The organism is Acidovorax temperans (assembly GCF_028596105.1).
GTDB lineage: Bacteria > Pseudomonadota > Gammaproteobacteria > Burkholderiales > Burkholderiaceae_C > Acidovorax > Acidovorax temperans.
In genome coordinates this window covers 1,010,520-1,022,648 of record NZ_CP117193.1, presented here as the reverse complement: position 1 = coordinate 1,022,648, position 12,129 = coordinate 1,010,520, and the positions used below count along the sequence as shown (strand labels likewise).

13 protein-coding genes are annotated in these 12,129 nt (G+C 62.9%); 9 read left to right on the top strand and 4 right to left on the bottom strand.

Annotated features, from left to right (window positions below; all coding sequences use genetic code 11):
- The first annotated feature begins 42 nt into the window (after positions 1 to 42).
- From PQV96_RS04785 to PQV96_RS04760, 6 genes are all read left to right on the top strand, one after another.
- On the top strand, positions 43 to 1,701 hold the full coding sequence (locus tag PQV96_RS04785; protein WP_273624748.1) for a CTP synthase: 1,659 nt from the start codon (positions 43 to 45) through the stop codon (positions 1,699 to 1,701).
- A gap of 11 nt (positions 1,702 to 1,712) precedes the next feature.
- Positions 1,713 to 2,570, top strand: coding sequence for a 3-deoxy-8-phosphooctulonate synthase (gene kdsA, locus PQV96_RS04780; protein WP_273624747.1), 858 nt, complete (start codon positions 1,713 to 1,715; stop codon positions 2,568 to 2,570).
- Between the two features lie 4 nt (positions 2,571 to 2,574).
- Entirely contained in the window at positions 2,575 to 2,865 is a 291-nt protein-coding gene (locus PQV96_RS04775; protein WP_207374336.1) for a DUF1330 domain-containing protein, read from the top strand.
- Positions 2,866 to 2,949: 84 nt separating this feature from the next.
- A complete protein-coding gene (eno, locus tag PQV96_RS04770) occupies positions 2,950 to 4,236 on the top strand; it encodes a phosphopyruvate hydratase (protein ID WP_142081689.1) in 1,287 nt (428 codons plus the stop codon).
- Between the two features lie 74 nt (positions 4,237 to 4,310).
- On the top strand, positions 4,311 to 4,589 hold the full coding sequence (gene ftsB / locus PQV96_RS04765) for a cell division protein FtsB (RefSeq protein ID WP_044401446.1): 279 nt from the start codon (positions 4,311 to 4,313) through the stop codon (positions 4,587 to 4,589).
- A gap of 54 nt (positions 4,590 to 4,643) precedes the next feature.
- The gene (locus PQV96_RS04760) at positions 4,644 to 5,177 is read left to right on the top strand and encodes a hypothetical protein (protein ID WP_273624746.1); all 534 of its coding nucleotides are present in this window, start codon (positions 4,644 to 4,646) and stop codon (positions 5,175 to 5,177) included.
- Between the two features lie 39 nt (positions 5,178 to 5,216).
- On the opposite strand, the gene PQV96_RS04755 is transcribed toward PQV96_RS04760, so the two are convergent.
- The 3 genes from PQV96_RS04755 to PQV96_RS04745 form a co-directional block, all read right to left on the bottom strand.
- A complete protein-coding gene (locus tag PQV96_RS04755) occupies positions 5,217 to 5,693 on the bottom strand; it encodes a CZB domain-containing protein (RefSeq protein WP_273624745.1) in 477 nt (158 codons plus the stop codon).
- Between the two features lie 144 nt (positions 5,694 to 5,837).
- The gene (gene hslO / locus PQV96_RS04750; protein WP_273624744.1) at positions 5,838 to 6,830 is read right to left on the bottom strand and encodes an Hsp33 family molecular chaperone HslO; all 993 of its coding nucleotides are present in this window, start codon (positions 6,828 to 6,830) and stop codon (positions 5,838 to 5,840) included.
- A gap of 41 nt (positions 6,831 to 6,871) precedes the next feature.
- On the bottom strand, positions 6,872 to 7,396 hold the full coding sequence (locus PQV96_RS04745; RefSeq protein WP_066693724.1) for a gamma carbonic anhydrase family protein: 525 nt from the start codon (positions 7,394 to 7,396) through the stop codon (positions 6,872 to 6,874).
- 90 nt (positions 7,397 to 7,486) lie between these two features.
- Here PQV96_RS04745 and PQV96_RS04740 point away from each other — a divergent pair, with 90 nt between their 5' ends.
- The 3 genes from PQV96_RS04740 to PQV96_RS04730 all read left to right on the top strand — a co-directional run bounded on the left by PQV96_RS04740 (position 7,487) and on the right by PQV96_RS04730 (position 11,093).
- Complete coding sequence (locus PQV96_RS04740; RefSeq protein WP_207374340.1) at positions 7,487 to 8,290, top strand: ferritin-like domain-containing protein; 804 nt, start codon at positions 7,487 to 7,489, stop codon at positions 8,288 to 8,290.
- A gap of 85 nt (positions 8,291 to 8,375) precedes the next feature.
- On the top strand, positions 8,376 to 9,644 hold the full coding sequence (locus PQV96_RS04735) for an EAL and HDOD domain-containing protein (RefSeq protein WP_273624743.1): 1,269 nt from the start codon (positions 8,376 to 8,378) through the stop codon (positions 9,642 to 9,644).
- A 165-nt stretch (positions 9,645 to 9,809) separates the two neighbouring features.
- Entirely contained in the window at positions 9,810 to 11,093 is a 1,284-nt protein-coding gene (locus PQV96_RS04730; protein WP_273624742.1) for an EAL and HDOD domain-containing protein, read from the top strand.
- A 93-nt stretch (positions 11,094 to 11,186) separates the two neighbouring features.
- On the opposite strand, the gene xerD is transcribed toward PQV96_RS04730, so the two are convergent.
- Positions 11,187 to 12,086, bottom strand: coding sequence for a site-specific tyrosine recombinase XerD (gene xerD, locus PQV96_RS04725; RefSeq protein ID WP_066693714.1), 900 nt, complete (start codon positions 12,084 to 12,086; stop codon positions 11,187 to 11,189).
- Between the last annotated feature and the right edge of the window lie 43 nt (positions 12,087 to 12,129).

Genomic DNA, 12,129 nt, shown 5'->3' with positions numbered 1-12,129 from the left:
GCGCCCATCTATAATCCCAATTTCCCACCACCATAAAACGACATGACCAAATTTGTCTTCGTCACCGGCGGTGTGGTGTCTTCCCTCGGTAAGGGAATCGCCTCAGCCTCCCTTGCCGCGATCCTCGAATCGCGGGGACTCAAAGTCACCCTCATCAAGCTCGACCCCTACATCAACGTAGACCCCGGCACGATGTCGCCCTTCCAGCACGGCGAAGTTTTCGTGACCGATGACGGCGCAGAAACCGACCTGGACTTGGGCCACTACGAGCGTTTCATTGAAACGCGCATGAAGAAGTCCAACAACTTCACCACGGGCAAAATCTACCAGTCCGTGCTCGAAAAAGAGCGCCGTGGCGACTACCTGGGCAAGACCGTGCAGGTCATCCCGCACGTCACCAACGAAATCCAGGAATACATCAAGCGCGGCGCGGGCATTGGCACCGACGACGCGGTGGACGTGGCCATCTGCGAAGTGGGCGGCACCGTGGGCGATATCGAGTCGCTGCCGTTCCTGGAAGCCGTGCGCCAGTTGAGCCTCAAGCTCGGCCCGAACAACTCGGCCTTCGTGCACCTGACTTACCTGCCCTGGATTGCCACGGCCGGCGAGCTCAAGACCAAGCCCACCCAGCACACCGTGCAAGAGCTGCGCAAGATCGGCATCCAGCCCGATGCGCTGCTGTGCCGTGCGCAAAAGCAGGTGCCCGAAGAAGAGCGTGAAAAAATCTCGCTGTTCACCAACGTGCCCGAATGGGGCGTGATCAGCATGTGGGACGTGGACACCATCTACAAGGTGCCCCGCATGCTGCACGAGCAAGGCCTGGACGGCCTGATCTGCGACAAGCTGCGCCTGAACACGCCCCCTACCAGCCTCAAGCGCTGGGATGAACTGGTGCACGAAACCGAGCACCCCCAAGGCGAAGTCACCATCGCCATGGTGGGCAAGTATGTGGACCTGTCGGACAGCTACAAGTCCGTCAATGAGGCGCTGCGCCACGCCGGCATGAAGAACCATGTGCGCGTGAAGATCGAGCACCTGGATTCCGAAACCATCGACAGCGCCAACGCCGCTGGCAAGCTGGCCAAGTACGACGCCATCTTGGTGCCCGGCGGCTTCGGCAGCCGCGGCGTGGAAGGCAAGATCAGCACAGCCCAGTTTGCCCGCGAGCACAAGGTGCCTTACCTGGGCATCTGCCTGGGCATGCAGGTGGCCACCATCGAATACGCCCGCCACGTCGCGGGGCTGGAAGGAGCCAATTCCACCGAATTCGACCCTCAGGCCAAGCACCCTGTGATCGCACTGATCACCGAGTGGAAGGATGCCGACGGCACCATCAAGACGCGCGATGCGAACTCTGACCTGGGCGGCACGATGCGTCTGGGCGCGCAATCGTCTGACGTGCAGGCCGGCACCCTGGCCCATCGCATCTATGGCGACGTGGTGACCGAACGCCACCGCCACCGCTACGAAGCCAATGTGAACTACCTGGACCAGTTGCGCAAGGCGGGCCTGGTGATTTCGGCCCTGACGCAGCGCGAGCAGCTCACCGAAATCGTGGAACTGCCCACCACCGTGCACCCCTGGTACATCGGCGTGCAATTCCACCCCGAGTTCAAGTCCACCCCCTGGGACGGCCACCCGCTGTTCAACGCCTTCATCAAGGCGGCGGTGGAACACCAGCAAGCGGCGAAAAAAGCCTGAAGGAAACGGCCATGCAACTGTGCGGATTCGACGTCGGCCTGAACCACCGGTTCTTCCTCATCGCGGGCACATGCTCCATTGAAAGCCTGCAGATGTCTTTGGACGTGGCAGGCCAGCTCAAGGAAGTCTGTACCGCCCTGGGCATTCCGCTGATCTACAAAGGCTCGTTCGACAAGGCCAACCGCTCCTCTGGCACCAGCCAGCGCGGCGTGGGGCTGGACGCGGGCCTGAAGATCCTGGACGAAGTGCGCCGCCAGTTGCATCTGCCCATCCTGACCGACGTACACGACGAATCGCAGGTCGCCCCCGTGGCCAGCGTGGTCGATGTGCTGCAAACACCCGCCTTCCTGTGCCGCCAGACGGACTTCATCCGCGCCGTGGCCCAGTCGGGCAAGCCGGTCAACATCAAGAAGGGGCAGTTCCTGGCCCCCTGGGACATGAAGAACGTCATCGACAAGGCCCGCGCTGCCGCGAACGAAGCCGGCCTGTCGGAAGACCGCTTCCTGGCCTGCGAACGCGGAGTGAGCTTTGGCTACAACAACCTTGTGGCCGACATGACCAGCTTGGCAGAGATGCGCAAGTCTGGCGCGCCCGTGGTGTTTGACGTGACCCACTCGGTGCAAAAGCCCGGCGGCCTGGGTGCCGTGAGCGGCGGCGCCCGCGACATGGTGCCCGTGCTGGCCCGCGCCGGTGTGGCCGTGGGCGTGGCAGGGTTGTTCATGGAAACCCACCCCAAGCCCGCCGAGGCCTGGTCCGACGGCCCCAACGCCGTGCCGCTCAAGCACATGAAGGCGCTGCTGGAAACCTTGGTGGCCCTCGACGACGTGACCAAGAAAAACGGATTCCTCGAAAACAACTTTGGAGCCTGACCACATGCCCAGCGGCTACCTCATTGCCAACGTCCGCGTGACGAACCCTGCCCAGTACGAGGAATACAAAAAATGGTCCACTGCGGCCTTCCAGGCCCACAACGCTGAAATTTGCGTTCGCGGCGGTGCAGTGGAAGTGATGGAAGGGGATTGGACCCCAGAGCGCGTGGTGATTGCCAAGTTCCCGAGCTTCGAGGCGGCCAAGGCCTTCTACCACTCGCCCGAATACGGCAAAGCCCGCGCCGCCCGCGAAGGCGCGGCCATCATGCGACTGGTCTGCGTCGAAGGCCTTTGATGCTCTGATTTTGATAGCTTATAGCGCTTTCCAAATAAGCGCTAGCACCCGATTTGACTTGAAACTTCTGTAAAAGGAAAAACCATGAGTGCCATCGTTGACATCGTAGGCCGCGAAGTGCTGGACAGCCGCGGCAACCCCACCGTCGAATGCGACGTGCTGCTCGAATCGGGCGTGATGGGCCGCGCAGCCGTGCCCTCGGGTGCCTCCACTGGCAGCCGCGAAGCCATTGAGCTGCGCGATGGCGACAAGAGCCGTTACCTGGGCAAGGGCGTGCTCAAGGCCGTGGAACACATCAACACCGAAATCAGCGAAGCCGTGCTGGGCCTGGATGCTTCCGAGCAAGCCTTCCTGGACCAGACCCTGATCGACCTGGACGGCACCGAGAACAAGAGCCGCCTGGGCGCCAACGCCATGCTGGCCGTGTCGATGGCCGTGGCCCGCGCTGCCGCCGAAGAATCCGGCCTGCCCCTGTACCGATACCTGGGCGGCATGGGCAGCATGCAATTGCCTGTGCCCATGATGAACGTCATCAACGGCGGCGCGCACGCCAACAACAGCCTGGACTTGCAAGAGTTCATGATCATCCCCGTGGGCGCCCCCACCTTCCGCGAAGCCCTGCGCTGGGGCGCCGAAGTGTTCCACGCCTTGAAGAAGATCCTGCACGACAAGGGCATCAGCACTGCCGTGGGCGACGAAGGCGGCTTTGCCCCCAGCGTGGAAAGCCACGAAGCAGCCATCCAGCTGATCCTGCAAGCCATCGAAGCCGCAGGCTACACCGCTGGCGACCAGATCGCCCTGGGCCTGGACTGCGCTGCCAGCGAGTTCTACAAAGACGGGCACTACGTGCTCGAAGGCGAAGGCGGCCTCAAGCTCACCGCCCAGCAGTGGACGGACATGCTGGCATCTTGGTGCGACAAGTACCCCATCATCAGCATCGAAGATGGCATGCACGAAGGTGACTGGGACGGCTGGAAGATCCTGACCGAACGCCTGGGCAAGAACGTGCAGCTGGTGGGCGACGACCTGTTCGTGACCAACACCAAGATCCTGAAGGAAGGCATCGACAAGCGCATCGCCAACTCGATCCTCATCAAGATCAACCAGATCGGCACGCTGACCGAAACGTTTGCCGCCATCGAAATGGCCAAGCGCGCTGGCTACACTGCCGTGATCTCGCACCGCTCGGGCGAAACCGAAGACAGCACCATTGCCGACATCGCCGTGGGCACCAATGCTGGCCAGATCAAGACCGGCTCGCTGTCGCGCTCGGACCGCATCGCCAAGTACAACCAGTTGCTGCGCATTGAAGAAGACCTGGGTGACGTTGCCCACTACCCCGGCCGCGAAGCCTTCTACAACCTGCGTTGATGTACTGCAGGGCATGCGCCGCTGCGCAAGTGCGGCGCGGCCCTGTGCTTGACCTCCTTCTCTGAGGCCACCCCATGGGCATCCGATTGGTTCCTGTTGTCCTGCTGGCGCTGCTGGTCGCACTGCATGCGCAGTTGTGGCTGGGGCGCGGCAGTCTGCCGCAGGTGGCTGCCATGCAGCAAAAAATCGAGGCGCAAAAAGCAGCCAACGCGCAGGTGCGCCAGGCCAATGAACGGCTGGCCTCGGAAGTGCATGACCTGAAAGAGGGTCTGGACATGGTGGAAGAAAAAGCCCGCAGCGAGCTGGGCATGGTCAAGCAAGGCGAGGTGTACGTGCAGTTCACCCCGCGTTGAACTGCGCTGCACCAGCCACACCCCCTCCACGACTCCCCTTAGCCTCTGACGCCCATGGCTATTTACCTCGTGGGCGCACCGCACAGCGGAGTGCATGAACTTCTGGCAGCGCTGACTGCCGAGCTGGGCGTGCACACGGCTCAGCTGCATCCTCTGATGCAAGCCCTTCCCAGTGCTGACAGCGCGCTCCCGGCTTCACCAGAGGCTTCCTTGCCCCCGCTCACTCCCATCACTTTATTGACGGGACTCGACTGGCCTTGCCCCCCTGATGAACAGGAAAACCGCGAGCATCGCGACGCCGAACTGCGCCGCCAGCTCCAGGCCAGCGGGATACCTTATCGGGTGGTGTACGGCAGCACCGCCCGCCGCCTGACCACCGCGCTGGCCGCAGCCCAGGCGCTGCAAGCCTCGTCCCCATCTACCGCAGTGAGCATCACACGAGCGCCCGTTGGTAGTGCAGATGGGCGGCGAGATGAGGACGATGACCAGGGGCGTCTGAAAATGCGCTCCTGGGGCTGCGAGAAATGCAGTGACCCGATTTGCGAGCACCGCCTGTTCACATCACTGCGGCTGGCTGCCACGCGGTGACGAAAACACCGCAGCCTTGGGCTGCGGCCGAAACGCTCCTCAGGCTTCCTGCCTCACACCCTGCCGGATGGACTTGAGCAAAAGCACGATCTGGTTCGAAGCAAACCGGTAGCGGCCGTTGAGAATGGCGACCACATGGTCCCACTCCCCCTGTTGGGCCCATTGCACCATCTCGGCAGCCTGTTCGTGAAAGTAGCGGTGCCGTGCCATCAGCAAAGGGTAGGCAGGGTGGGGGCCCAACACGTCGGCGCCCACCCCATGCAACCAGCGCCCCAAGGCACTGTAGTCATCCCGGCGGATCACGTCAGGGTCCAGCCCCACTGGCAGGCGCCCTTCCAGGTAGTCCATCAAGCGGGCTTTCCAGCGTTCGTGCGCGTTGATGGCGGCATCCACATCCAGCTCGGCAGGCACGGAATCCTCTGGCGGCGAAGCCAGGGCGATGGCCTCGCCAGCAGGGCCAGCCTGAGCCCCTGCGTTGGATGCCGACACTCCCAAAAATCGACGGAAAAAATCCATGCAAACCCTTCCTTCTGGGAAGAATCTTAGGAGAGGTCCGTCAAACTATCTGTCAACAATCGTCACCCTCTGGGAGGGCTCTGATCAGCACCTTGGGGCGGCACACCACACCCGCCCCATCGGCCTGGGGCAAGCGGCGCGGGCTTATTGAACGCCCGATGGCGCAGGCGGTTGGGCGGCAGCAGATTGCAGGAAGAGCTGCGCCGCATCCACCGCATCGAAGCGGTATTGCTGGCCACAGAACTCGCAACCCACCTCGATCTCGCTGCGCTCAGCCAGAATGCTTTCAGCCTCTTGAGCGCCCAGGCCGCGCAGCATGTTGGCCACGCGTTCGCGGCTGCAGGTGCAGGCAAAGCGCGGACCGCGCTCGCCCTCCAAGGGCTCGAAGCGCAGCAGCTTTTCTTCCCAGAACAAGCGCCGCAGGATGGTGTCTACATCCAGGGTCAGCAACTCGTCACGGGTCAGGCTGGAAGCCAGATGAGCGATGCGGTTGTAGTCTTCGTTGTGACCAATCTGGTCTTCGTTCTCGCGGTGCGATAGCCCCTGGGCCAGATTGCCCTCGCCCTTCATAGGCATGCGCTGGATCAGCAAGCCCGCAGCCACCTCGCTGTTGGCCGCCAGCACCAGCACGGTGTCCAGCTGCTCCGACTGCAGCATGTAGTGCTGCAGCACATCCGACAGGCGTTCGAGTTTTTCGTTATGGTCGCCGTGCAGCGGCACCACGCCCTGGTAGGGTTGCTGGCCTGGCAGGCGATCCTTGGGGTCCAGCGTGATGGCGCAACGCCCGCCGCCGCCCACATTGACCATCTGGCTCAGCCGGGCATCGGCAGCGATGTCGCCGTTGATGGTGGCGGTAGCGCGCAGGCTGAGGTCCGACTGCACCTCCGCCACCGCCACCTTCACCGGGCCATCCCCGAACACCTGCAGCACCAGCGCGCCGTTGAACTTGATGTTGGACTGCATCAGCACACCAGCCGCAGCCATCTCGCCCAACAACTCCTGCACGGGTGCGGGATAGGCGCCGGTGGCCGAATTGCTGTTGCGGCGCTGCAGGACCTCGGTCCAAGCATCGGTCAGCCGCACGATCATGCCGCGCACGGGCAGGCCTTCAAACAAAAACTTGTGGAGTTCAGACACTCGGGGATTCCAGAAAAACAAAAATAGAAGGCGCGAAGATCTCAATCGATGCGGCGCAGGCCCTGCTTGAAGCGGCGGGCGTTCTCGATGTAGTGCAGCGCGCTTTGGCGCAGCCCCTCGATCTGCTCGGGCGTCAATTCACGCACGGCCTTGGCGGGGGCGCCGATGATCATCGATCCATCGGGAAATTCCTTGCCTTCGGTGACCAGTGCACCTGCGCCCACCAGGCAGTTCTTGCCAATCTTCGCTCCATTGAGCACCACGGCGCCAATGCCGATCAGCGATTCATCTCCAATGGTGCAGCCATGCAGCATGACCTGGTGCCCCACGGTGACGCGCTCGCCCACCACCAGCGGCTGGCCAAAATCGGCGTGCAACACGCTGGCGTCCTGGATGTTGGTGCCCGCGCCAATGCTGATGCGTGCCGTGTCACCCCGCACCACGGCACCGAACCACACGCTGGCGTCTTCACCCAGATGCACCTCGCCCATGACCTGGGCACTGTCTGCCACCCATGCGGAACCCGGCACCAGCGGCGCCACACCATCCAGTTCATACAAAGCCATGCAACACACTCCAGTGAGAAGACAAAGGGGCTGCCAATTGGTTACAAAGCGTGTGCAGTGCGCTCAGCAGCAGGGCCTAGAATTGTACGGATGGAGCTTCGCCAATGTGCATTGCAGGTTTTGCAACTTGCCGACCCTGATCAAAAATCGGCTGCAGCGCTTGCCCTGCAAGCGCAACTAGCTACATATTCGATAGCAGAGAAATTCACCCCCAGCCCGGCTGAGATCGGCACCCTGCCGGGGCACCCCGAGCGTCCCCTGCTGCTGCGCCACACCGAGATGGCCCGGCGCTCACCCGCCACCCCCGAAGGGCGTGCCGTTCTGGTGCATGCCATTGCCCACATCGAATTCAACGCCATCAACCTGGCGCTTGATGCCGTCTGGCGCTTTGACGGCATGCCAACCGCTTACTACCACGACTGGTTGCGCGTCGCCGCCGAAGAGGCCACGCACTTCGAGATGCTGCGCAGCCACCTGCGCGCCCACGGCTACGACTACGGCGATTTCCCCGCGCACCAGGGCCTGTGGACCATGTGCGAGAAGACGCAGCACGACATTGTGGCGCGCATGGCCCTGGTGCCGCGCACCATGGAAGCCCGCGGGCTGGACGCCACGCCCTTGATTCAGCGCAAGCTTCGGCAGGTGGGTACGCCCGATGCATTGGACGCCGCCACCATCCTCGATACCATCCTGCACGACGAGGTGGGCCACGTGGCCATCGGCAACCACTGGTACCGCTGGCTGTGCGAGCGCGAGGGGCTGAGCCCGGAAACGCACTACGCCGTCCTGGTGCGGCAATACGAAGCCCCGCGCCTCAAACCGCCGTTCAACGACGAAGCCCGCCGCCGCGCTGGTTTCACCGAAACGGAACTTCAATGGCTGCAGCAGGGCTGAGCGAAACGCCCGGGAATTGGGCGCTCCCTAAAATGAGTTGGTTGTTTTTGCATCTTTTGAATTGTTCACACGTGAGTAGCCAGCCATGTCCACTACACCCGCCAATGCAGCGGCCTATCCTGCAAGCAACACATCGGGGCAAGCCACTGTGGCCATGATCGCGCGCCAAGCCATCGTCAATGCGCAGCAGGCAGTGATTGGCTATGAGCTGTTCAACCGTTCGCGCACCGGCATCGGGCACACCGCCGCCACCGATGTGATTCTGGTGTTCACAGCGCTGTCGCATGCGGGCACTGAAGAGCTGGTTGGCAAGAAGCTGATTTTTGTGAACTGCACCCACGAAAGCCTCTCGGGCGGGCACCTGGAGCTGCTGGACCCGGACAAGGTGGTGCTGGAGATTCCGCCGCTGGGCCACGCAGCTGCGCAGGAGGTGGAAACGCGCCTGCCCATCCTCATGGGCTTGCGTGATCGTGGCTTTCACCTCGCCTTCAACCACACCGTGCTCGAATCCGCTTACGCCGCCTGGTTGCCCCTGGCCGACTACATCAAGCTGGATCTGTCGGTGCTGGCCCCTGACCAACTGGCCGTGCTGATCCGCTACGCCGCACGCAACAGCCTGGCGGAGTTGATTGCCGAGAAGGTTGAGACGGCCCAGCAATACGACATGGTTTCCAGCCAAGGGGTGCAACTGTTCCAGGGCTACTGGTTCGCGCGCCCCTCGCTGGTAGAGACCAAGCTGCTCTCGCCTGCACAGGCCAGCATCGTCCACCTCATCAACCTGGTGCGCAAGCAAGCCAGCACCGACGATATTGAAGAGGTGCTGAAGAAAGATGCCGGCCTGGCGTTCAACCTCATGCGCCTCATCAACTCGGCCGGGTTTGGGCTGAACCGGGAGATCACGTCCTTCCGCCAGGCCGTGATGCTGCTGGGCCTGAAAAAGCTGTTCCGCTGGGCGGCCCTGCTGCTCACGGCAGCACGCACAGGCGCTGCGCCGTCCTCGGTGGGCCAGACCGCCGTGGTGCGCGGCCGGTTGATGGAATTGCTGGCGCTGGAGAGCATGCCCCCGGAAGAAGCCGACCAGGCCTTCGTGGTGGGCATCTTCTCGTTGCTGGATGTGATGCTGTCCATTCCGATGGAATCGGCCCTCAAGCTGCTGACCGTGCCCGACGCCGTGGCCGCCGCCCTGCTGCGCCGCGAAGGCGTGCTGGGCGACTTGCTCACGCTGGCTGAAGCCTGCGAATCGAGCGACGACGCCGTTTTCCACAAGGCTGCGGGGACCCTGCACCTGAGCAGCCAGCAGATCAACATGGCCCACCTGCAAGCCCTGGCCTGGGCAGACCAGATGACCGAGTGAACTGCCCAGAGGCCCGCTTGCATGGCGCCGCTGGCGGCAACGCACGGCGGGGCGGATACCGACCACCGGAGGGTTGCCCCCATGTGCTCAGGCATTGCACGTCCCCGTCAATACAGCGCCTAGAATGTGACGAAGCGTTCCGCTCAATTCATTTCTAGCCGCACCATGTCGAGCACCACCGAACAAAACATCCCGCCCGCCGATACCGCTGTCCCGCAGGAAGATGTGGACGCGAGCAACATGGCCGTCATTGCACGCCAGGCGATCGTGGACCACAACCGTGCGGTCTACGGTTACGAGTTGTTCGACCGTTCCACCGCATCGGATGCCCACACCGCCGCCAGCGATGCTGCGCTGCTATTCAACGCCTTGTCCTATGCGGGCACCGAAGCCCTGGTGGGCAAGAAAACGGTGTTCATCAACTGCACGCACGAGAGCTTGGCGGGTGGCCACCTGGAACTGATCCACCCCGAAAAGGTGGTACTGGAAGTGCCCCCACTGCCCGACAGCGCAACGCAGGAAGAAATCGACCAGCGCGTGCCCGTGCTGCAGGCTCTGCGCGAACGCGGTTTTCGCCTGGCGCTGAACCAAAACGCCTTGCGCAAGCCCTACGCCAGCTGGATGTCTCTGGCCTCCTTCATCAAGCTGGACTTGCAGACCTTCAAGCCCGAGCTGGCAGGCCCGCTGGTGAAGTTTGCGAGCCAATACGCCAAAGCCACGTTAGTGGCTGAAAAGGTGGAAACCGCCGAGCAGTTCCAGATGATGTCGAACCTGGGCGTGAAACTGTTCCAGGGCTTCTGGTTTGCCAAGCCCTCCCTGGTCAAAGCCACCACCATCCGCCCTTCGCAAGCCACCATCATTCAGCTCATCAACCTGGTGCGCAAACAGGCGGACACCAGCGAGATCGAAGACCTGCTCAAGAAAGACCCCACCCTGTCTTTCAATCTGCTGCGCTTCATCAACTCGTCGGGGTTTGGCCTGTCGTGCGAAGTGACTTCCTTCCGCCACGCGGTGATGATCCTGGGCCTCAAGAAGTTGTTCCGCTGGGCGGCGCTGCTCATGACCACCTCGCGCGACGGGGCCCCTCCTGCCGTGGGACAGACTGCCGTGGTGCGCGGGCGCCTGATGGAGCTGCTGGCGGCTGAATTGCTGCCCCCGGAGGAATGCGACAACGCCTTCGTGGTGGGGGTGTTCTCGCTGCTCGACACCATGCTGAACGTGCCGCTGGAAAAGGCCCTTGAATCCGTGGCCCTGCCCCAGCCGGTGACAGATGCCCTGCTGCACGGCACCGGCGTGTTCGCGCCCTTCCTGGAGTTGACCAAAGCCTGTGAATCTGGCGATGACGTGACGTTTGCCCGCATGGCCGACGAACTTCATCTGTCCAACCGCCAGGTCAACTGGGCCCACTTGCAGGCGCTGGCCTGGGCCGAAGACTTGAACGCAGACTGACCGAGCATCTCCCCCAACAAATCAAAAAGGGCTCCGAGCAACGGAGCCCTTTTGCTTGCGGGGTGCAACACGGCCCCCATCCCAACGCAGGACTCAGCCGCGTGGATGGTGCTGCGCATGCAGCGCCTTGAGCCGCTCCCGCGCCACGTGGGTGTAGATGGTGGTGGTTGAAATATCGGCATGCCCCAGCAACAGTTGCACCACGCGCAAATCCGCCCCGTGGTTGAGCAAGTGGGTGGCAAAGGCGTGGCGCAGTGTGTGGGGCGATAGGGGCACAGTGATGCCCGCCACCTGCGCCCACTTTTTCACAATGACCCAGAACATCACGCGCGTCATGCCCTCGCCGCGGTGGGTCACGAACAGGTCATCCGTCTGCTGCCCGGCCAGGATGGCGCCGCGCGCCTCTTGCAGGTAGCGCTGCAGCCAGCTGCGCGCTTCTTCGCCAAAAGGCACCAGCCGCTCCTTGTTGCCTTTGCCCATCACGCGCAGCACGCCTTCATTGAGCCCCACCTGAAAGGTCTTGAGCGTGACCAGTTCCGTCACGCGCAGGCCGCTGGCATACATCAGCTCCAGCATGGTGCGGTCGCGCAGGCCCAGGGGGTTGCCCAGGTCAGGGGCGCTAAGCAAGGCCTCCACATGGGCCTGCGACAGGGTTTTGGGCACCCGCAGGGGCTGGCGTGCAGCCTGCAGGCGCAGGGTCGGGTCCTGGGTGATGCGGCGTTCGCGCAAGGCCCAGTGAAAGTACCTGCGCAGCACCGTCAGGCGCCGGTTGGCCGAGGTGGCCCGCGTTTGCGCATGGCGGGCGGCAAAGTAGCCGCTCAGGTGCATTTCGGCTGTGGCGTCCAGTGCCAACGGGGGCTGCTGCTGTGCCAGCCACTGGGCGTAGAGCGTGAGGTCACGGCGGTATGCTGCCAGGGTGTTGCGCGAGAGGCCGTCTTCCAGCCACAGGGCATCCACAAAGGTATCGATCGCGCGCAGGCTGTCTTCAAGCATCCAAAAACGATAGCACGCCCACAGCACGCGCCATGAAAAAAGC

Coding starts and splice junctions, on each gene's coding strand:
- PQV96_RS04785 (WP_273624748.1), top strand. CDS start 43: ATGACCAAATTTGTCTTCGTCACCGGCGGTGTGGTGTCTTCCCTCGGT.
- kdsA (WP_273624747.1), top strand. CDS start 1,713: ATGCAACTGTGCGGATTCGACGTCGGCCTGAACCACCGGTTCTTCCTC.
- PQV96_RS04775 (WP_207374336.1), top strand. CDS start 2,575: ATGCCCAGCGGCTACCTCATTGCCAACGTCCGCGTGACGAACCCTGCC.
- eno (WP_142081689.1), top strand. CDS start 2,950: ATGAGTGCCATCGTTGACATCGTAGGCCGCGAAGTGCTGGACAGCCGC.
- ftsB (WP_044401446.1), top strand. CDS start 4,311: ATGGGCATCCGATTGGTTCCTGTTGTCCTGCTGGCGCTGCTGGTCGCA.
- PQV96_RS04760 (WP_273624746.1), top strand. CDS start 4,644: ATGGCTATTTACCTCGTGGGCGCACCGCACAGCGGAGTGCATGAACTT.
- PQV96_RS04755 (WP_273624745.1), bottom strand. CDS start 5,693: ATGGATTTTTTCCGTCGATTTTTGGGAGTGTCGGCATCCAACGCAGGG.
- PQV96_RS04745 (WP_066693724.1), bottom strand. CDS start 7,396: ATGGCTTTGTATGAACTGGATGGTGTGGCGCCGCTGGTGCCGGGTTCC.
- PQV96_RS04740 (WP_207374340.1), top strand. CDS start 7,487: ATGGAGCTTCGCCAATGTGCATTGCAGGTTTTGCAACTTGCCGACCCT.
- PQV96_RS04735 (WP_273624743.1), top strand. CDS start 8,376: ATGTCCACTACACCCGCCAATGCAGCGGCCTATCCTGCAAGCAACACA.
- PQV96_RS04730 (WP_273624742.1), top strand. CDS start 9,810: ATGTCGAGCACCACCGAACAAAACATCCCGCCCGCCGATACCGCTGTC.
- xerD (WP_066693714.1), bottom strand. CDS start 12,086: ATGCTTGAAGACAGCCTGCGCGCGATCGATACCTTTGTGGATGCCCTG.